Below are 20,692 nucleotides of genomic sequence, written 5' to 3' on the forward strand. Positions count from 1 at the left end.
GAGCCTTGATCGAGCCTACTTCCCCGCGCCCCGATGCTGCCACCGCCATTTTCAACCTGCCCGACTACCGTGTCACAGACACTGAGATCCTCACTTTCGGGCAGCGACGGGTCAGCGTCGAAGCTACTGCCGAGGCTGGCTGCCCCGCCTGTGGCGTGATCAGCACCCGCGTGCATTCCCGCCGGCCACAACGTCTGCGCGACATCCCTGTCGCCGGTCCGGTCGAAGTGATCTGGGCCAAGCGGAGATTCTTCTGCGATGAGTACCTGTGCCCGCGGCGGACATTCGCCGAGGAAACTGCCCAGGTCCCGCGCCGCGCCCGGTCCACCCGCCGGCTCCGCGACGCTCTCGTGGCCGCCGTGATCGGATCCGGAAGGGCCGCCGCGGAAGCAGCCTCTTCATTCGGTGTCTCCTGGTGGCTGGTCCAGCGGGCGCTGGACTCCGCGGCCCTGACCCTGCCGGACGTTGACGCCCTGGCACCGCGGATGCTCGGCATCGACGAACACCGCTACCGGTCCGTGCGGTTCTTCCGCGACCCAGCCACCAAGGCCTGGAAACGCTACGAACCCTGGATGACCACCATCGTCGATCTGGACACCGGACAGGTCCTCGGGATCGTTGACGGCCGCGACAGCGAAGGCGTCGGAGACTGGCTGTTCGCCCGGCCGCTCCAGTGGCGCCTGGGCGTTCAGGTCGTCGCGATCGACCCATCAGCGGCGTTCCGAAAGGCCCTGAGAATGTGGCTGCCACGCACCGCGGTCTCGGTCGACGCGTTCCACCTGGTCAAGCTCGGCAACGACATGCTCACCGAAGTCCGGCAACGGCTCACCCAACAGGTGCATGGCCGGCGGGGACGCTCCATCGACCCGGTCTGGGCCAACCGGCGCCTGCTCCTGCGGGCCGGGGACTCACTCTCTGACCGTGGACGGGACAGGCTCAGCACCGTGTTCGCCACCGACGATGCCACCGGAAAATTGCAGGCAGCCTGGCTGGTCAAAGAGCAGCTCCGGACGCTACTCGCCACCGGATCCCTCGCCGACGCAGCCGCCGCGAAAGACCGACTGCAAGGTCTGGTAGAACAAGCTGCCCAGCCGGAAAGCAACCGGCTCTGGCGCACGATCTGCCGGTGGTGGAAAGAGATCGAAGTCCTCATTGTCACCGGTGCGACAACGGCGAAAGTGGAAGCCAACAACACCGCGATCAAGCACATCAAACGGACGGGCCGGGGATTCACCAACGCACGCAACTACAAAACGCGTATCCTGTTGCGCAGTGCCGCCAGAACAGCGGCATGAACATTCACCACGGCAGAACATTCACCACGAACCGTGAAGAGCCACTAAACCTCTTCAAGCGCTTCCTGGACCAATGAAATAAATGACTCGAGGGAATAACGTTCGCTAACGAATCGTCGGCCTTGCTCTGCGCTCTTGTTGAACTGCTCGAGTTCCTTGTTCTCAAGGATGTAGTCGCGAATGGCGAAGATGTCTTCAAAGACGTAGTCGGCTGGGTAGATGTAGTCAACACCGTGCCACGGAAGGAACACACCTTGGTTGCCGGACGCGAACCCCTCAGCGGGTGCCACGTGAAAGCTCTCCAGATCACTGAGGGAAAGCACAAAACCAAAATTGGCCAGTGCCGTCTTCGTGTCTACCCAGCCCGAGAAGGTGACCTTCTCGGACAAGTTGTGATCATTGATGTATTGGTCGCACGACTCATAGTACGACCGTTCAACTGGGTTCTTGTAGACCCAGGGGAGGTCGAGGGGACCTTTGCCGAAGACCGTGAGTGTGTATTCTCCGTGAGCATTGAGGTAATTCAGGAGTTCGAGTGCACGGTGGTACCCCTTGAGCTTTGGGAGAATGCCGACCATCGCAAGCCTCGTCGTCTTGGCGGGGTCATCGCTGCAGTCATAAGCCTTCACATCGAGATAATTGGGAATTATGCGTACCTTGGTCCGGTCCATCCCAAATGTGCGGATCATGTCTTCGCTCGTGTGAAGAGACACAGAGATAAAGCAATCAACCTTGGACTGGTCTACTTCATGACCGAACCTGGCGTTTAGTTCGAATCTATGGAGTCGTACCACGAGGCGCTGATGGGCGCGCTTGTGTTTCGCGTACCAAACGGCGTTACCCAGTAACCATTCGCAAAAGACAACGTCCGCCCACTCGAGCAGTGCCTGACTCTGTTCCGCGTTGTGCGAATCGTGGCCGGTCCATTCATCCAATTTGACGTCGTAGTGTTCGCGCAGCGACGGTACTGCAGGCGATATGAACTTCAGATCCATGCCAGCGATCAGAAGGCGCTGCTTGATGTTCTGTTGAAACTCCTCATAATTGCCAGAATTGATTACTTCGAGGGTTTCACGAATTCGCGGCCTAAAGGGGCGTTCACTAATGGAATTCCAATTATTGTGCACAAGGCGAGATAGCTTTGAGAACAGGCCAGCATCAATATCACCGCGATTGAATCGGTATATTGACTCAAGTGCAACCCGCAGGGATACGTGGCCGCGGATCTCCATGTAGCTTAAACCGACATTTGCAAGCGTTGCCTCCGCACTTTCCCAGACTTCCAGATGCGACGCCAATTCTCGGGCGCCATACTGCTGCGTCGTAGATCGGATAAATCCAATCGACTTGTGGTAAACAATTGCAGGCTCGTCCAAGTAGGAAATATTCTGAGAGGCGGCCAAGACGTTGTTGAGGAAGACGGTATCTTCACCCATGTGCAGATGTTCCGGCCAGATAATTCCATTGTCGATAAGCAGGCTACGTCGGATCAACGATGAGTTGGTTGTGCTCTGATCTCGAACGATCTTTGCGATCTTCTCGGTTCGGGAGTCAGGGAAGCCAAAGTCAGTGACTCGGTTCATCAATTGGGGTTTCTTGCCACGCTCGACAGTGTAAAGGGAAGCGCGAACAATATCTGAATTTTCCCTGTCCGCAAGTTCCAATTGCAAACGAAGAGCCTCTGGAAGTATCTCGTCGTCGCAGTCCAAGAAGAAGACATACTCACCGACTGCCTTGGAAGTTCCGACGTTACGTGGCCGTGACGGCGAACCGCTATTCGCGCCTAGCGCAACAACTCGCCAGTTGGGGTGAGAGATGATTCTCTGTTCCAAGAGGGCAACAGTACCGTCGGTCGAGAAATCGTCGACAAAGAGAACTTCAAAGCTGTGTTCGGGCAGATTGATGCGTTCCAGCGACTCCAGGCATAGGCCAATTTTGGTTTCTGCATTGTAACACGGGATGACGATACTGAGTTTCATAACCGGAGAATCCTCGAAGGCTCGCAATGGCTGGTTCAACCCCTAGACAAGGTAGAAGTTGTCGGAAATAGTCTGACCGTAATGCTTGACGGCTTTTTGGAAGAAGGCGGGTCCAGCGACAATATCTTCAACGGCGTGTTCAGTGCTGAAGCGGTATGGCTTCTCAGCCCCTATGGCAATGGGTCCGTCAGCGTACGAAAGATGGAGGCTGGCCTCGTAGATCATCGTGGCACTGACGCGTGATTCGGTTGAAATCAGGGCAAATGCATCACCCTTGATATAAGAAGACGCCTCTAGTTTTTCGTCCACAGCCCACGCCCACGCCAGAACGATCACGCCGAATCTTCCGTATTTTGCTTGGAAATAGGACGCGTCGCTCTTCTGAAATTCCTGGCCAAGTACGATAACCAGACGGTCAGCTACGTCTACAAACTCTGCTTGCCGAGCAATCGCCTGCTTCAGTTCATGTTCGTTTTCAACCGGACAAACAAGGGTCACAAGCCGGCTCGTTTTCGCATACTCGAATCCTATGGAATCCAGTATTTGTTCAAATCTTCGCTGGTAAGTGTGGTTAGCAAGCACGTCGTGAAGTGCTGCATGTCGTTTAGACTCCGCGGCGACCGGGTCCAACTCAAGAATGTCGGAGTGGTCTCGGCCAGCGAAGAGGATCCGCTCCTGGAAGAAGTCTGCGACGCCAGGTGAGTAGTTTGAGACAACGAGTGTATTGCAGGCCATGAGTTCGAAGATGCGGCGGGCGAACATTGTAGGCGACGACGTCACGGTGTTTATGTTCAGCCCTAGCGTCGTTGATTTGTAGGCATCCGCAATCTTTGAGTGCGGGATTGCCGGTTCCGTGAGGTGGCGATACCGCTTCGGGAAAAGATGAAGTTCGTCATCGGTGCCCCAGAAGCGATCAAAGATGCGCAGCTCCATGTCCGCTTCAAGGATCTGGTCAAAAATAACCGCCATCTCTTCCGAACGTCCTGTGTGGTTGGCGTACCAACTACCAGCAAATGACACCCCATCTGCTCTAGGTGCGTTCTCCACAGGGTTGAAGAGTCTGGGCTGGGCAGCGAACGGAAGGCAATGAACGCTGGGATGGTCGTACTCTTCTTCGTACCTGGGAACACACGTCAGATCGGTGGTAAAGATGTGGTCGAACTGTATCGCCGTGTCGATGAAGTTGTGGATTTTGTCGTCAAAGTGCGTTGGATCTTCTTTGTTCCAAAAGACTGTCGGGACACCTTCCCGATTGCACCATTCAAGTATTTCGAGTAGCTCAGTACGGTTTTCACGAGGGAAATTTGAACTTGCGTAAATGCGTCCCTTCCATGGACGCGTGACGCTGTCGACTCCAGACCAGGCTGACTCGCACAGGAAGAGGTCAGGGCGGTTTTCTTCGAAACGCTTCTTCCAATCCTGTGGGCCAAAGATGATCGGTGTGAATTCATACTTGAAGCAGTTGTAGGTGAACTCGTCGGCTATCAGTGCAACCTTTAGGTCCTTTGCCCGGCGGGGACGCTCCGGCGACACTGAAACGGCGGCCCGAGAAGCGAGTGGCGTAGCCTGGGCCAGGGAAGCCGGTTTGGCAGGGTTGTTTTTCGGGTCTTCGACCGACTCAACCCATATTTGGTTGCTTGTCAGCAACTGATCTGGTGCCGCGGCCCAGAGCAGAGTGCCTACCCGAATCTCGGTGGCGTTCCGGGGGATGCTCAGCGTGAGAGAAACGGCGTGCCGTTCCCTGCCGTCTATGTACTTGTATGCCCCGTGATTCTTTGACGTGGAAAGCTCGGGGACAGGAAGCTTCCCGCCATCGATGTCCGCAAACTCCACAAGGGTCAAGGCACTTTTCGGAGACAGGCCAGCTATTCGCGGTTCCACTTCGAATCTGATCCTGAGCTGAGGGCCCTTGATGTGCGTGATCGGTACGCGAACCCAGCGAGCCCTTTTGGTGACGGGCACGCGAGAACCAAGGTCGTGCAACCGGTCGAACTGAACCGCTTGGGTTGCGGTCTGGGGCGGTCCAAAGCCCGGTCGTAGGTCGACTGCAGACTCGGCCGGCAGTTCAGTTAACTGAATGGAGTTGATCAGCTTGAGGCTCCCAGGTTCGGCCCGCCATGCCGCGAATCCCATGCGAACGCTGACGCAGTCAGCTGGTGCATGCACCTCAAATGAGAAGGCGCCTTCACCGTCCGGCTGAATGTAGACATACTCACCTGCGGGGCCTCGGGGAATGTCCGTAAGGCTTCCGACCTCGTTACCGTTCTTGTCCACAAATGCAAACAGCAACACCCCGTCCCGCAATCCGTAGGTCTGGCCACCCTCGAACTGAGCCTGCACCTTGAAGTGTTTAGCGTCCAGCACCGACATAGTGAGCCAAAGAGGCTCATTTTGGAGGGCAATCGCGGAAGCAGGTTCGTGGCCCGAAGAAATGCAGATGCGATGCTCGCGCAACTCACCGGGATTCTGCGACACGGGCCCCGGAAAGAGCGGTAGAACGCTGTGTTCGACTGGAATATTGTTTCCAAGTGAGAGGCTACCCGGATAACCCTTCCAAAGTGCGAAACCCATCTGTACTTCGGTGCAATCTGTGGGAATAAGCAGTCTTGCCTCGGCCACGCTAAGGGCGTCAGGAACGATATACACGTAGTAACCCTGTGGGCCCTTGCTGATGCGGCCCCTGCTGGCCACCTCGTTACCGTGCATGTCGAGGAACTTTACCCAGATGATGCCAGCTTTGGTGCCGTGCTGGCTGGGATCGGAGATGGTTCTGAGTGTCGCCTTAATTTCCGAGCCTGGGACTACCTGCAAGCGAACTTCGTAGGCCTTCTTGCGCAGCATGAGATGATCGGCGCGGGTTTTGCCCGGGTCGATCAGGATCGAGGCTCGTGGCTGCGCAGGATCCTGGGCTGTCCAGATGGGCTGAGGGGCGGCCTGACGATCAAAAAGTTTGCGTAGCAACGCGGGACTCCATCTTCTGAGTTAGGGGAGTGACCTTACTGGGGACGCACAGTGTCCGGGAACTGGTGCTTGCGCCTAAGCGTGTTGGGGGATCTCGCTTATGAATTCGGGCACTCGACTTCCCACGCCCAGCAATTCAGCGACAGCGGCTACGGTGCGCTCGGCGGCTTTGCCGTCACCGTAGGGATTCACAGCGTTGGCCATCGCATCGAAGGCATCCTGCTGATTGAGGAGGCGGTCGACTTCCTTGACAATCTTTTCCTCGTCAGTTCCAATCAAGGTCACTGTGCCGGCGTGCACAGCCTCAGGGCGCTCAGTGTTTTCTCGCATAACAAGAACAGGCTTCCCCAAGCTAGGGGCCTCCTCCTGCACTCCACCAGAGTCAGTGAGCACAATGTGTGCCAAGGAGAGCATTCGCGTGAATTCTCCGTAGGCCAACGGCTCAGTGACGATCACGTTCGGTTTGCCGTCGATCGCTGGCAGCACAGCTTCGCGTACCACCGGATTCTTGTGCGCCGGGAGCACGATGACGAGGTCTGGTTCCGCATCGGCGATCCGGGCCAGGGCGCGACCGACGCCACGCATGGCGTCACCTTGGTTCTCGCGGCGGTGCGTGGTAACCAGAAGGATTCTGCGACCGCTAAGAGCCAAATCTTCGAGCTGGGGGTCGGAGAACGGGACGTTTTTGTTTACCGTCGTGAGCAGCGCGTCGATAACCGTGTTGCCCGTAACAACGATATCGCTCTCGGCGATGCCTTCAGCGAGGAGGTTGGCCTTACTCGTACTCGTCGGAGCGAGATGAAGGCTGGCAATCTGGCTAGTGATCTTGCGGTTTGCTTCTTCCGGGAACGGGGAAAGCAGGTTGCCGCTCCTCAAACCGGCCTCCACGTGTACAACAGGGATCCCGTGATAGAAGGCTGCAATGGCCCCCGCCGTCGATGTCGTGGTGTCGCCCTGGACGACAACCGCGTCTGGCTTGTTATCTGTGAACAGCTTGTCCAGACCGTCAATGGTCCTGGTCATGATCGCGGACAGAGACTGCCGCTGCTGCAGGATGTTGAGATCGTGATCGGGAACGATGCCGAAGAGTTCGTTGACTTGGTCCAGCATCTCCCGGTGTTGACCTGTGACAGTCACTACGCAGTCGAAATCGGTGGACAGCTGAAGGGCGGTAACGATCGGAGCCATTTTGATGGCTTCCGGGCGGGTACCGAAAATAGGCATGACGCTGGGCATAGTTTCCCCCGAGAAAGGCAGTGGCTGACCAGCCGATGCTATCGCACAGTCAATCGAGGTGATTAATTGTGTAGGACATGAAAAGCGAATCAACCAGCAAACATCAAGGTCAGCACCAACAACGGGATACTGATAGAGACAAGGATCACGGCGACCAGCGCGATAAGACGTTTTTGGCGCAGTGTTGCTTTTTTGGAACTCTGGCCTGGTTCCCTTGCCGGCGACGGCTTAGCGGTGTCCGCCTTCGACGCAGACGTACGTGGTGGTTTCTGGGTGTCCTCGGCAATGGGCACGATGGCTACGGGCCGTACATGAGAATTGCGCGCGGGCAACCGCGCCGGCGGCACGTCACCCAAGATTCGCCTCTTGCGCATGTGCCGTGGGGAGGGCGAAACTACCGGTTGTCCGACAGTATCCGTCACTTTTTCACTCCTTAGACGCGTCCAGATGAAGCATTGCCCCGCTCAATTCTTGCATCTGAGGGGTTGTCGCCATATTTTTCGCCATTGCGCCCCTGGGCAGCACAACAGAGAGGGTGGTTCGCACCAAGATGCGAACCACCCTCTCTGTCTGTGGCTAGCCGCGGTCGGAGTAAGGCGCGTCGTTCTTCACGCCGGACCCGTTTGTAACATTGATGTAGACGTACTTGCCGGAGCCTAGACTCGTGCTGCCGAGTCGGGCGGTTACTGATTCCAGACGAGGGTTCATGCCCTGCTGCTTGCCATAGTTTGGGTTGTAGCTCGTGGCGGCGACAGTCCTGTCAAAGGTTCGTCCATACCGGTCAGTCCACTTGACTTGGATCGTGCCACCACTGAGGTTCTGGCCCGTAACCAGCACATCGCCGCTTCCCCAGAAGATCGAGTCGGTGATCACGGGTGTCATGCTGCCAGCCCTCATCTGGTGAAGCACGGGGGCCCAAGTGCCCTGACAGGTGTAGAACGGATCCCACATATACGAAATCACCTTCACCGGGTAATTTCCTATCTGCTGAAGTTGTCTGTCGTGGCGCGCCTTTGTGCTCTGGCCTCGGTATTGGTTGTCACATGGGTTTTGGCTTGTACCCGGCGCCATGCCTTCCATGTTTGCCCACAACTCGGCGCCTGTTCCTTGAATACCTTCAGACATCGCCAGGAAGTAGTCGCGATTCGGTGCCGCATACTTACTGCCCCAGGTCCCACTACCCACCACAGATGCGGCAAATTGATCGACGTTATACCCGCTTTCGTGGCCGAAGTAGGATCCGGTCTTGCCCGTACCCATGCCGTCCTGTACTGCTATTGCGAGCCGCACGCCGTTTGCCGTCCCTGCCATCTTCCTAATCCCCTCTCGAGCGTTGTCTACAGTGACGCGGCCCGCGTTCGACATACGAGTGTCAAGATAGGGGCTTATTAGCGCGGAACGGGTCGGCTGGAGTTTGGCGATCGCTGCATTCTGTAGGCGGTAGATACTAAGAATCGAATCCCAGATTGCACCTGCTGCTACGGGCATTTCCGTATGGTGGTAGTAGCCGGCCAAACCAGCGACGTTGTTCACTTTTCCTTGAAACTGAAGGAATCGGTTCGTAAAAACTGTCAGTGTGGACTGATAGGAGAGGTCAGCGAGATAAGTTATGTCCGTTCTCTTCACAGGAGCAGGCATTCCCGCATAGAACTTCATTCCGAGTGCTGTGGCCGCCTTGGCGACGGACACCGAGGTCGAGGCGGTTCCACTGGTTATAATCACAACGTCGTATGAGTTATTCGACGAGCTGCAGCCAGTACCTTGCGTCGGGATGACCATGATGGTGTAGACGGTGCTTCCGCTGGTCGCGGTCTTGTCCCTTGGACACGTAAGGGTCGGCGCCCCCCATGAGTTGCCGTCGGTGTAGGTGAAGTATCGGTTGACATTGATACCAGTGGTGGCAGCTGCCACACAGTTGACGCCCGAGATTGAACAGCCCGCTGGTATGGCCGCTGACGTTGCCGGCTTGATCTGGGAGCCGAACGTAATGACGGTGTCTCCCCCAACCGACTTGATGTCGGTCAATTTCGACGTGTTGGCGGTGTCGCTGGTGCTCCCGAAAATGAAATATCCGCTAATTGGATACACCGGCGCGGGCGCCGCTTGAGCAATGGGTCCGTGAACGAAACCAATTACCAGGACGAAGGCGGCGAACAGGCTGGCTACGACGTGCCTTGCATGAGGGGCGTTAAGGGTGGAGGACTCAGACCTGAATTTTTCCACGATGGATCCTTGGGCTCGTAGGGTGAGACCTTGGACCTATGGCAAAAGGATGGCCTGTCGCATCCCCGAAACTCAATAGCTTGACCAGAACCTTCACGTGACCAAGAAAGACTGCAAAATGCTTGCGGCGCTTTGACAGCTTCGCTGAGTTAAATCACACGCCTTTACCGGCCTTGTCATATCAGGACGAGAACGTTAGCAGGTGGCCGTCTATCTACCGGAAGAGCACTCCGGCCGCATCCAAGCGTCGATCAACCCGCCCGTTTCTACCACAAACCTGTCCAGCCAGGCTCCCGCTGAGAGGTCCGGTTGAGACCCAATCATCAGCACTTCAGCGGAGGTGCATTGGTCAATCAGGGTACCTGCGCGGACGAGGTGGTATTCGGACGTGACAACAGATACGGACTTCCAGCCCCGCTCTGCAATCAACTCCCGCAATGCGCTGGCTTCACCCCTTGTGTTCAAGGGTGCAGGCCTGAAGCACACAAGGTCAGGACCTCCTTCGCCCGCATCCTCGTGACACAGGGCATCTGCCTCCACGTTGCCGGCTAAACCAGTCGTGGAGACAACAAGGACAGGAATATCCAATTCCCGCTGCAGTTCCTGAGCCACGGGCAAACGTTCCCTGCTCATGCCGCCCAAAACCACGATCGCATCGGTACGGTGAGGCTTCGCCTGGGGCGGGTTATGGAAGAACTGAAACGCCGCCACAAGCCAGAGCAACGCAAGAAGCAAGCACGCCCCTCCAACTACGCCAAAGGCGCGCGCGGCGGAGGCAGTTTTGAGGGGCACGGGGACAGTCTAAGGTCCGCAAATGGGCGGTCCTCCCAGCTTGGGATAGCCCGGAACAACCTACCTCGTATCAACGTCCTCAAAAACAAGGAAAGTCTGGGTATCCAGCACGCCTTCCATGGACTGCAGTTGGTCGAAGATCACACGGCGGAGGTGAACATTATCGGTTGCGCGGACCAAGAGGATGACGTCGAAGTCCCCGCCTACCAAGGCGATGTGGTGGATCTCGGGGATGGCCCGCAGCTGTTCCTTCAGTTCGCGCCAAGAGTGCTGCTGAACTTTCAACGTCACGTACGCCGATGACCGCAAGCCCGCTTTGATGGGATCCACCAGCGCCGTGAACTTGGTCAGTACACCTTCGCCAGTGAGCCGGGCAATCCGGGAGTACGCGTGGGCGCGACTGATGTGGACGTTTTCCGCCACCTGCGTGATGGACATGCGCCCGTCGGTGGTCAGCTCGCTGATGATGTCCCGGTCCACACTGTCCAGCGGTACGGCGGTCTGCTCCGCCTCGGCCTCGCTCACTGGCTCTCCAATTCGTCTACGGCACGGGCACGTTACCCAGCTCACAATTACAATTCGTCTTTCAGAATACTCAGTTTAGGCAAGGGTTTCCATGATTCGGCAGAAAGCTGGATACGAAACAGCGCCCAGGAACATACTGGAAGCACATAGTGGCTAGAGAAGGACGGACCAATGACGATCCACGCAGACCACTCTGCGCCGGAAACGGCTGTAGAGGACCAAGCTGCTGACGTTCGGACAAAATTCGGCATCAGCGTTGAGGACTATATGCTCCCCGCCCGGCACCAGATCCAAATGGTGAACCCGGACGGCACCCTCCGCTCCCATGACGAGCAAGGCACCGAACCCGGCCACGAGTACCCCACGCCCAGCGACGCTGAACTGATGGCCGCTTACGAGCAGCTCGTCGTCGGACGTCGCGTCAACGACCAGAACTCGGCGCTCGTCCGGCAGGGCCGCATGGCCGTCTACCCCTCAAGCCACGGCCAGGAGGCCTGCCAGGTTGCAGCTGCCATGTGCCTTAGGGAAGGTGACTGGCTGTTCCCCACCTACCGCGACGCCGTCGCCGTCATGACCCGCGGGGTAGACCCCGTTGAGGTGATGACCATCTTCCGCGGAGATTGGCACGGTGGGTACGACCCCAAAGAACACAACGTAGGCATTCAGTGCACCCCGCTGACCACCCAGCTGTTGCACGCCGTCGGCGTCGCCCATGCCGCCAAGCTGCGCGGTGAAGACACCGTAGTGATGGCCATGTGCGGCGACGGCGCCACCAGCGAGGGCGATTTCCATGAGGCACTGAACTTCGCCGCCGTCTTCCACCTGCCCGTCATCTTCTTCGTGCAGAACAACAAGTACGCCATCTCTGTACCGCTCAGCCACCAGTCCGTGGCACCGTCGCTGGCCCACAAGGCTGTTGGCTACGGCATGGCCGGGGAGCGGGTTGATGGCAACGACCTCGTCGCGCTGCTCGCCGTGATGGACCGGGCCGTGAAGCTGGCCCGCGAGGGATCCGGACCGTTGCTGATCGAGGCCCACACGTACCGCATGCAGGCTCACACCAACGCCGACGACGCCACCCGTTACCGTCCGGACAGCGAGGTGGCCGAATGGCAGGCCAAGGATCCGCTGGCGCGCATGAAGGCGTACCTCACGGACAAGGGACTGCTGGACGATTCGGCGAACGACCGCATCGCCGAGCACGCAGAAGCCGTAGCCACCCAGCTCCGCGAGGGCCTGGGCGAGGACGTCCCGGTGCAGCCACTGGACCTCTTCAAGTACGTTTTCGCCAAGCCCACCCCGCAGCTGAAGGAGCAGTCCGAACTGCTCGCCAGCGAACTCGCCCGCGCTGAAAGCGCCGGCAGCACCGACCACTCCGGAACGGAGAGCGCGAAATGACCGTCACCACTACTGCCAACGGCACCACCACAGCCAACGTCAGCGCAGCCACCGCCAGCGCCGCCGCTTCCGCTGCTGCCACTGCCGAGGCCACCGGTCCGCAGAGCCTCACCATGGCCAAGGCGCTCAATACCGCCATGGCCGACGCCATGCGCGCAGACTCCTCCGTCCTGGTGTTCGGCGAGGACGTCGGCATGCTGGGCGGCGTCTTCCGCATCACCGACGGCCTTATGGCCGAATTCGGGGAACAGCGCTGCTTCGACACCCCGCTGGCAGAATCCGGCATCGTCGGAATGGCTGTGGGCATGGCCATCAACGGCATGCGACCCGTCATCGAAATGCAGTTCGACGCCTTCGCCTACCCGGCCTTCGAACAGATCGTCAGCCACGTAGCCAAAATGCACAACCGCACCAAGGGCAAGCTCAAAATGCCCATGGTCATCCGTGTTCCCTACGCAGGCGGCATCGGGGGAGTGGAGCACCACTGCGACTCCTCCGAGTCCTACTACGCCCACACAGCCGGCCTGAAGGTCTACACACCGGCCACCGTGGCCGACGGCTACCGCATGCTCCGCGAAGCCATCGACTCCGATGACCCCGTCATGTTCATGGAACCCAAGAAGCTCTACTGGTCCAAGGACCAGGTGGAGCTGGGTGCCCTGCGAGCGGAGCACGACGCCGGCACCTCCACCGAGGGCTGCGCCGCTGTTGCCCGTCCCGGCACGGACGCGACGCTCATCGCCTACGGCCCGTCGGTCCCCACCGCGCTCGCCGCAGCAGCAGCAGCCGCCGAAGAGGGCCGCTCGCTGGAAGTCATCGACGTCCGCACCCTTGTCCCCTTCGACGATGAAACCGTGTGCGCGTCCGTACGCAAGACGGGACGCGCCGTCGTGATCGCCGAAGCCCACGGATTCGCATCTGTGTCCTCCGAGATCGTGGCCCGCGTCCAGGAACGCGCCTTCCACTACCTCGCCGCGCCGATTCTCCGCGTGACCGGCTTCGACGTCCCGTTCCCGTCTCCCAAGCTGGAGCACTACTACCTGCCAAGCGTCGACCGCATCCTCGACGCCGTCGACGACCTTCAGTGGGAGGACTGACCATGAGCTCAGATATGCAGGTATTCAAACTGCCCGACCTGGGGGAGGGCCTCACCGAGGCCGAACTGGTGAACTGGCTCGTTGCCGTGGGCGACGAGATTGTGGTTGACCAGCCCATCGCCGAGGTTGAGACCGCCAAGTCCATGGTTGAGGTTCCCTCGCCTTACGCAGGCACCGTTGCCGAGCTGCACGGCCAGGCCGGTGAAACGCTCGACGTCGGCAAGCCGCTGATCTCGATCGCTCGTGCTGGTGCCTCCACAGGTTCTCCCGCTGCCGCGGCTCCTCCTGGTTCTGTGGATCCTTCGCCGGTGTCCTCGGGTCTTGACGTTTCGCCGGCCGTCGAAGCTGCTGCCGAGACGTACCGGACCGAGGAGAAGGCCGGCTCGGGCAACGTGCTGATTGGATACGGCACGCCTGGGGGAGCGACCAGTGGCCGGACCCGGCCGCGGAAGGCGAGTGTCGGCGTCGTCGATTCTCCTGTTCTTGCTTCTGCTCCTGTTGCTGAGCCGGTGATGGAACCGGCCGTTGCGGGGACCCGCATTCCCGGCAAGCTCAGTGCTGTCATCTCGCCGCTGGTGCGGAAAATGGCGCGCGACCACGGAGTTTCTCTCGACGCGATTGAGGGCTCAGGTGCCAGCGGGCTGATCATGCGTAGGGATGTGGAGGCTGCTATTTCTGTGCCTGCAGTTCGTACTGCTTCTGCGTCAGCTCCAGCCCCTGCTGCGGCTACCGCGGCTGCCGCCGAGGGCAACCTCGACGGTCGAACAGGTCTGGCCGTCTCGGCGCGGACGCCTGTTCGTGGGGTCCGTAAGGCGGTGGCCGCGAACATGACCCGGAGTCGCTCAGAGATCCCCGAAGCTACGGTATGGGTGGACGTGGATGCCACTGCACTGCTGGAGATGCGGGCTGAGCTGAAGAAGCGAGCCCCGCACGACACTCCCGGTCTCTTGGCTTTTATCGCTCGTTTTGTCACGGCTGGGTTAAAAAAATACCCGGCCCTGAACACGCGTTTCGAGGCTGCGGCTGATGGCTCACAGGAGATCGTCGGTTTCGACGGAATCAACCTCGGCTTCGCGGCTCAAACGGACCGCGGTCTCGTGGTCCCCTCAGTCCGCAACGCACATGAGTTGAGCGCACGTGAATTGGACGCCGAGATCCGGCGCCTGACCACTGTGGCGCGTGACGGCAAGGCCACGCCCAATGAGCTCGGCTCTGGCACCTTTACACTGAACAACTACGGCGTGTTCGGTGTAGACGGCTCGGCCGCGATCATCAATTACCCCGAGGTTGCGATGCTTGGTGTTGGTCGCATCATCGACAAGCCCTGGGTGGTCAACGGTGAGCTGGCCGTCCGCAAGGTCACCGAGCTGACCCTCGCTTTCGACCACCGGGTGTGCGACGGCGAAACCGCGGCCGGCTTCCTCCGGTACGTGGCCGACGCAATCGAGAACCCGGGTGGGGCGCTCGCGGACATGTAGCGCCAACTAACTGGCCTACAGCAGAGACCACGATCCTTGGGGCCGTGGTCTCTGCTGTATCGCTTGGTCCTGGTTAGTTGTGCGTCTGCGCCTGTGTGCCTTGGGCACTCTGCTCCCGCAACCAGCGCCGTCGTTTCATCGCGAGCCGGAACGCGTACACAGACATCACCAGCCCGCCGATGCCCACCCCGAATCCGAGCAGGATCAACTTCAGCTGCCCGCCGGACGCTATAACGACGAAACTCAGCGCGATACGGATCTAAGACATTCCGGCCGGTACAACCGGTGAAGCGCAACCCTTCATGGACCGTTTTGCCGGGAAACCCGTGTTCGTGGAATCTCAGGTTTTCGTTGACGTTCCGATGAAAGTACATGAACGGATAAGCGGCGGTAGCCGTTTCTTGGCATGACAAGAAACGACGCCGGAGGTCAGGTCGGATTTCAACCTGACCTCCGGCGTCGTTGCCTTAAGTCGTTGTCATCAGGTGAACTAGCGCGTCATCGTGTAAAGGGCTTCGGCGTCAATCCATGAGCCCGCGCCGGTGGTGTCGTTGGCGCGGACCAGAAGGGTACGCGTCCGGCTATTGCCCGGCTCCGAGCCCCGCCAATCCAGGTAGAAGGCTCGATACTGCCACTTCTCACCGATATCCAGAACGTTGTTGGCGTTCGCGTCGCCGCCTGTGTACTCGTAGTAGTCGCTCGCCGGATCTTCTTTGTCCGTAAGGGTCTTCAAAGGCGTTGTGTTGGACGCCGTAGTTTTGGTGACCTCGAAGGTAACTACGGAGTATGGGTTTCCGCGGTCCGTTATGGCTACGTACGTGGACTGCAGATTTCCCACAGCAAGAGACGGAGCCGGCACCGCGTAAGCGCGCATGGACCCCGACACGTCCTTTGTACTTCCGTCGTTGTAGGTCACCCGAATGGAGAACTGGACAGTCTCGACGGTTTTCGGTGACCACGTCAGAGTCGCCGGAATTGTGGGCTGGCCGGCAGTTAGTACTGTGTTGGGCAGCGGGCTTGAGATCCATTGGACCGAGGCGACATCGCCGCCGTCCTCAACCAAAACTGCTTGGCCGCTCTGTCCGACGCGAACCGGCACCTGCGGAAGCGATATGCCCGGACCGGGCGGGTTAGTCGGCGTCGATGTGTTGGTCGGCGTCGGGGTTGGGTTTGTTGGTGGTGGTTGGATGACGGTGGTGCCCTGGCAGGGGTTTGCTGTGAACAGCGGCCATGACTTGGTTACTGTGGCTTCCCACTCGCCAAGATCGAAGCCCATGATCTCGATGCCTGCCGTCACGCCGAGCCGGCCTTCGACGCCGAGTTCCAAGGGGCAGGTCCAGCTGAGTTGTTGCCCGCTTGCCGTGGTAACTGTGATGGTGGTGGTCGCGTAGGGTCCCATTCCGAACGTAATCCCAGCGACGCCGTAAAGCTTGATCGTGGCATCAAAATCCAGTGACGCCCTCACGGCAAGAGACGCCGAGGCTTTGTATTGATTCTGGATCCCGGCAGTGGAGGGCTTGTCATTGACCAGATTGAACGAGCCGTTTTTGTATTTGAAACCGTGACCGCTGGAAACAGTCTGGGACGAGGAGAAAACCACCTGCGCGTCTCCGTCCAGGGCGAAGTTCGCATTCATCTCTGCATCGGCGGTCACTGCCACGGGAACGGGCCCAACCCAGAACGTGAACCAGGCATTGAGCTCACCAAGCTTTGAGGTCACCTGACCCTTCAAGGACCCCTCGGCCGTGACGGAATGCTCGGCCTTCACCGACGGCGTTACCACAACCGAGGCTTCCTTCAACTGCAGGAAGCCGACGTCCAACGTCATCTTCGCCGTGGCCTTCGCCGTCACCGACGACTTCAAAGTCACCGAGCCATTACCGGTCAGCGGTACATCGGGTTTGCCGAACTCACCCTTGACGGTCTTCTTGAACGTCATGGACTTGTTAAACACATCCGCCGAGGCTTCCGCGAACGGTTGGGCCATGTCCGGTGACTGTGCGGGGTCGGGCTTTGTTGCGCTGGGGGCCGCGTCGGGTTCAACCACGACGTCGGGTTCGGGGATGAATTCTGACCTCACCGGGGTGCCGCTCACTTCGAGCAACCCTCCCGTGGAGACCACGGCTTCAGGGAGGGTTGCTGGCTTGGTTTTGACCAGAGTGTTTCCACCCGGGTCCCTGACCACTTGGACCACACGGACCAGCAACCCGTCCGGGGTACCGGTTGTGACACCGGAGACCAGCACATCGTTGGGTTTGATCTCCACCGCCTGATCCGAAGGAAGGACCACCGTGTCCGCACTCACCTGCGCGGTCTCAAGTTGGGATGGTTCCAGGACTTCCACGTCGGGGGCCACGGTGACCGTTCCCGCTGCAGGGTTGGCCGGGTCAGCCGGTGCCTTCTGCCCCGCATACCGGTACAGGAACGCAGCCATCGCATCACGGGCGATCCCGTTCAACGGCCTGTACTCCCGCACCCCGCCACCAACATCCCAGCCCGTGGAAATCCCAGACGCGGCAAGCCAAGTGATCTCCGTGTAGAACCCGCCACCAGCCGGCACATCCGCGAACGGAGACACCACCGGGGCCGTGAACGCTGGCTTGTTCGCATACCGGTACAAGAACGCGGCCATCGCATCACGCGCGATCGGAGACAACGGCCGGTACTCACGCTTCCCGCCACCAACATCCCACCCAGTGGAAATGCCCTCGGACGCAAGCCAGGTGATCTCCTTATAGAACGCAGCCCCGGCCGAAACATCCGTGAACGGTGACACCGCAGGGGCCGTGAACGCAGGAGAACCGGCATGACGGTACAGGAACGCCGCCATCGCATCCCGGGCAATGGACTCCAACGGCCGGTACTGCCGCACCCCGCCACCGGCATCCCAACCCGTGGAAATACCCGACGCGGCCAACCACGAAATCTCCGTAGCAAACTGAGACTCAGCCGGCACATCCGAGAACGTCACCACGTTCTCCACCACCGGATCCGCAGCCACCGCCGACGGCAACACCAACAACCCCGGCGCCACCACCACCAACACCACAGCAACCAACCACGCCACACCACGACGAAACACCGCAACCCCCACACAATTCGACAGTAATCAGGACAAAAGGAAGGAGCTGCCATGGACGGCGACACCTAGTGGTACGAAACGGCCGGCACCTGCTTCGTGGTGCCAGCCGTTCGCTTGATAGGGACTAGCCTGCGTTGAACTTCGCGTTGTAGCGGTACATGAACGCAGCCATCGCATCGCGGTTGACGGCGTTCAGGGGGCGGAAGGTCTTACTGCTGTCCGCTTCTGTCCAGCCTGTGCTGATGCCTTGGGCCGCCAGCCAGGTGATTTCCTTGTAGAACTGGCTGCTTGTGGGCACATCGGTGAACGGCGAAGTACCCGGGGGAGTGAACGCCGGTTTCCCTGCCAGCCGATACATGAAGGCTGCCATTGCGTCACGGTTGACGGCCTGAAGGGGACGGTAGGTTTTGCTTCCGTTGGCTTCAGTCCAACCGGTGGAAACACCCTTGTCCGCTAGCCACGTGATTTCCTTGTAGAACTGGCTGCTGGTGGGCACATCCGCGAAGGGCGAGGTAGCCGGAGGCGTAAATGCCGGTTTGCCTGCCAACCGGTACATGAAGGCTGCCATCGCGTCACGGTTGACGGGGGAAAGCGGCCGGAACGTCTTGGAACCGTCCGCTTCCGTCCAGCCAGTGCTGATGCCGGCCGTGGCCATCCAGCTGATCTCCGTGCTGAATTGCCCGCCCGCGGGAACATCAGCGAATCCGGTTCCAGCGTTGCCTGCTGTGGCGAAGCTGAGCGTGCCGATGTCAGTGTTGGTACCCACTGTGGTGGCTACATTCGCGGCAGCTCCTTCCGTCTTCACGTTGCCGGAGAAGATGGTCCCGAGGGAACCCGAAGGCCGGGTGGGGATCATATTGGCCGAAACCAGGTAGCTTCCAGTGCTGAGCCCTGTCACCTTGAACGTGCCATCGGCGATGGTGTTTGCGCCGCGGGTGACCAGCGAACCGTCCTTCGTGTAAACGCGGACAGGAACATTGTTCAACGGCTGGCCATCCGTGCCCACAATCTTGCCCGTGAGCGTGCCACCCGTCTTCGCCGTGGTCGTCAGCCCTGTCTTGGCTTCACCTGTAGTGACTGTGACCTGAGTTGCCGAAGCAGCACCCAATGACTCGGCCTTGTCCTTGTAGAAGGACGCTTCCAAGTCAGTGGTGATGCCGCTCGCGCGGTTGAATTCGATGGTGTACGTGCCAGCGGGCAGCTTGGTGAACGAGAATGTTCCGTTGTCCGCTACCGTCGTCCCGCCAACGCCGCCTGGTCCGGTCGCCGTCGCGTACTTCATTTGGCTCTGGGAGCCTGCAGGGATTGCGAGCGTGCCCGAGACCACCGCACCGGCAAGGAGGGTTTCATTTGCGACGGGCACGATTTGCCCGGTGGTAACACTCACAGCTGCGGATGAGCCGGAATCCAGCTTCTGTCCAAGCCATTGGTGGACCAGATTTTGGTCCTGGGAGTAGAAGTCCAGCTTGTAAGAGCCGGCAGCCAGGCCGCTGATGGTGAACGCTCCGGAGCTGTCCGGCACGGCGCTGCCTCCATAGGCATTGGCCACCGAATTTGTTGCCGATACACGGACGCCAGTGCTCGAGAAACCTGCGGGCACGATCACCTTGCCCTTTATTTGGGCTCCAGTAACCAGTGTCTGGTTGATACCTGTTACCGGCGTGAGAGGCGGCACTTGAATGGGGGTGGCGTTGTCGAAGGTCGCTCCTGGAGGCCCGTAGTAGGCATCAACAATTGGGCGGAAGCCATCTCCTCCATTCCAGTAGATATGTGCCTTGTAGGTACCGGGTTCGAGGCCTCCGACGCTGAAGTCACCGTTGGCTTTTACGTAGCCGTAACCGTACTTGCCGGAGGGCACGCTCGAGAGACTGACACTGACCTTGGTAGCGTCAACTCCGCTGGGTACGGTGATTTTTCCCGTGACGATGCCGGCCGCGGCCAAGGTAATGTTCTGGCCCGTGACGTTGCCCTGTTTGGGCACGTTGATAAGCGTGGCCGAGGACCACTGCTTTCCCCCGAGGAAGCTCGGAATGATCGGGCTCGGAGTTGCCTCGTCGCCCCAATAGAAGTTGAGCTTGTACTGGCCCGCAATCATGTTGGTGAGCGAGTACGTACCGTCCGCTTTCAGGGAAGCCCTGTAGGAGCTGTATTCACCATCCCGTGTCGCGTCCACAGTGATCTTCGTGGCATCGACGCCGACCGGAACCGTCGCCTTCCCGCTGACGGTCGCGCCAGTGTTCAGAACGGCAGAGACGTTGGCTTGTGCCTGCCCTGTGGTCAGCGAGATGGTTTGGGCTGAGGACGCCAGTTCCTTGTCGTCATACCATTCCGAGACGTTGACCGGAGTGCCGCCACCTTCCCCGTAGGCGCTGAACTTAACCTTGTAGGTGCCAGGCTCTAGCCCATCCAGAGTGTAGGTCCCGGACCCACTCCAGATTCGGGTTTCATCGACGTAGAGGCCGTCTTTGTAGGCGTCGATGATGATCATGCTGGCATTGAGACCAGCCTGCATCTGCACGCTTCCGCTGATGCTTGCCGTTCCCGCAGCGACGGCGGCCGGCGCACCGGAGAAGGATGCTGCGAGGAGTGATAATCCGGCCACGGGCACAAGTATTTGCCGCAAAAG

General features: G+C 59.4%; 13 protein-coding genes. 4 read left to right on the forward strand and 9 right to left on the reverse strand.

Annotated features, from left to right (window positions below; translation table 11 throughout):
- The first annotated feature begins 5 nt into the window (after positions 1–5).
- Positions 6–1,295 (forward strand): ISL3 family transposase, encoded by a 1,290-nt coding sequence (locus AC0J5Z_RS07580; protein ID WP_475038528.1) that lies wholly within the window; start codon positions 6–8, stop codon positions 1,293–1,295.
- Positions 1,296–1,339: 44 nt separating this feature from the next.
- On the opposite strand, the gene AC0J5Z_RS07585 is transcribed toward AC0J5Z_RS07580, so the two are convergent.
- The 7 genes from AC0J5Z_RS07585 to AC0J5Z_RS07615 form a co-directional block, all read right to left on the reverse strand.
- Positions 1,340–3,274, reverse strand: a complete 1,935-nt coding sequence (locus AC0J5Z_RS07585) for a glycosyltransferase (protein ID WP_475038529.1) — start codon at positions 3,272–3,274, stop codon at positions 1,340–1,342.
- 42 nt (positions 3,275–3,316) lie between these two features.
- Positions 3,317–6,235 (reverse strand): CgeB family protein, encoded by a 2,919-nt coding sequence (locus tag AC0J5Z_RS07590; protein WP_475038530.1) that lies wholly within the window; start codon positions 6,233–6,235, stop codon positions 3,317–3,319.
- Positions 6,236–6,310: 75 nt separating this feature from the next.
- Complete coding sequence (gene wecB, locus AC0J5Z_RS07595) at positions 6,311–7,471, reverse strand: non-hydrolyzing UDP-N-acetylglucosamine 2-epimerase (protein ID WP_475038531.1); 1,161 nt, start codon at positions 7,469–7,471, stop codon at positions 6,311–6,313.
- 89 nt (positions 7,472–7,560) lie between these two features.
- Complete coding sequence (locus AC0J5Z_RS07600) at positions 7,561–7,827, reverse strand: hypothetical protein (RefSeq protein ID WP_475038532.1); 267 nt, start codon at positions 7,825–7,827, stop codon at positions 7,561–7,563.
- Between the two features lie 220 nt (positions 7,828–8,047).
- Positions 8,048–9,694 carry a hypothetical protein gene (locus tag AC0J5Z_RS07605; protein ID WP_475038533.1) on the reverse strand — a complete coding sequence of 549 codons (1,647 nt, stop codon included), beginning with the start codon at positions 9,692–9,694 and terminating at the stop codon, positions 8,048–8,050.
- A 210-nt stretch (positions 9,695–9,904) separates the two neighbouring features.
- The gene (locus tag AC0J5Z_RS07610) at positions 9,905–10,486 is read right to left on the reverse strand and encodes a YdcF family protein (protein ID WP_475038534.1); all 582 of its coding nucleotides are present in this window, start codon (positions 10,484–10,486) and stop codon (positions 9,905–9,907) included.
- 60 nt (positions 10,487–10,546) lie between these two features.
- The gene (locus AC0J5Z_RS07615; RefSeq protein ID WP_475038535.1) at positions 10,547–11,011 is read right to left on the reverse strand and encodes an Lrp/AsnC family transcriptional regulator; all 465 of its coding nucleotides are present in this window, start codon (positions 11,009–11,011) and stop codon (positions 10,547–10,549) included.
- A gap of 171 nt (positions 11,012–11,182) precedes the next feature.
- On the opposite strand from AC0J5Z_RS07615, the gene pdhA reads away from it, so the two are divergent.
- The 3 genes from pdhA to AC0J5Z_RS07630 are packed head-to-tail and all read left to right on the forward strand — an operon-like array spanning position 11,183 to position 14,984.
- Complete coding sequence (gene pdhA, locus AC0J5Z_RS07620) at positions 11,183–12,409, forward strand: pyruvate dehydrogenase (acetyl-transferring) E1 component subunit alpha (RefSeq protein ID WP_475038536.1); 1,227 nt, start codon at positions 11,183–11,185, stop codon at positions 12,407–12,409.
- The gene (locus AC0J5Z_RS07625) at positions 12,406–13,506 is read left to right on the forward strand and encodes an alpha-ketoacid dehydrogenase subunit beta (RefSeq protein WP_475038537.1); all 1,101 of its coding nucleotides are present in this window, start codon (positions 12,406–12,408) and stop codon (positions 13,504–13,506) included. The genes pdhA and AC0J5Z_RS07625 overlap by 4 nt, the downstream gene beginning before the upstream one ends.
- 2 nt (positions 13,507–13,508) lie before the next feature.
- On the forward strand, positions 13,509–14,984 hold the full coding sequence (locus AC0J5Z_RS07630; protein ID WP_475038538.1) for a dihydrolipoamide acetyltransferase family protein: 1,476 nt from the start codon (positions 13,509–13,511) through the stop codon (positions 14,982–14,984).
- Between the two features lie 490 nt (positions 14,985–15,474).
- Here AC0J5Z_RS07630 and AC0J5Z_RS07635 read toward each other — a convergent pair whose 3' ends face one another.
- Together AC0J5Z_RS07635 and AC0J5Z_RS07640 are read right to left on the reverse strand one after the other, a co-directional pair.
- On the reverse strand, positions 15,475–18,066 hold the full coding sequence (locus AC0J5Z_RS07635; protein WP_475039616.1) for an S-layer homology domain-containing protein: 2,592 nt from the start codon (positions 18,064–18,066) through the stop codon (positions 15,475–15,477).
- Positions 18,067–18,190: 124 nt separating this feature from the next.
- Positions 18,191–20,578, reverse strand: coding sequence for an S-layer homology domain-containing protein (locus AC0J5Z_RS07640; RefSeq protein WP_475039618.1), 2,388 nt, complete (start codon positions 20,576–20,578; stop codon positions 18,191–18,193).
- Positions 20,579–20,692: the final 114 nt, after the last annotated feature.

This window comes from Paenarthrobacter sp. TRD_SC_7, assembly GCF_056156245.1.

What these genes read in the sequence shown, in the direction of transcription:
- AC0J5Z_RS07585 (WP_475038529.1), bottom strand. Translation starts at nt 3,274, where the DNA reads ATGAAACTCAGTATCGTCATCCCGTGTTACAATGCAGAAACCAAAATT.
- wecB (WP_475038531.1), bottom strand. Translation starts at nt 7,471, where the DNA reads ATGCCCAGCGTCATGCCTATTTTCGGTACCCGCCCGGAAGCCATCAAA.
- pdhA (WP_475038536.1), top strand. Translation starts at nt 11,183, where the DNA reads ATGACGATCCACGCAGACCACTCTGCGCCGGAAACGGCTGTAGAGGAC.
- AC0J5Z_RS07625 (WP_475038537.1), top strand. Translation starts at nt 12,406, where the DNA reads ATGACCGTCACCACTACTGCCAACGGCACCACCACAGCCAACGTCAGC.
- AC0J5Z_RS07630 (WP_475038538.1), top strand. Translation starts at nt 13,509, where the DNA reads ATGAGCTCAGATATGCAGGTATTCAAACTGCCCGACCTGGGGGAGGGC.
- AC0J5Z_RS07640 (WP_475039618.1), bottom strand. Translation starts at nt 20,578, where the DNA reads ATGCAGGCTGGTCTCAATGCCAGCATGATCATCATCGACGCCTACAAA.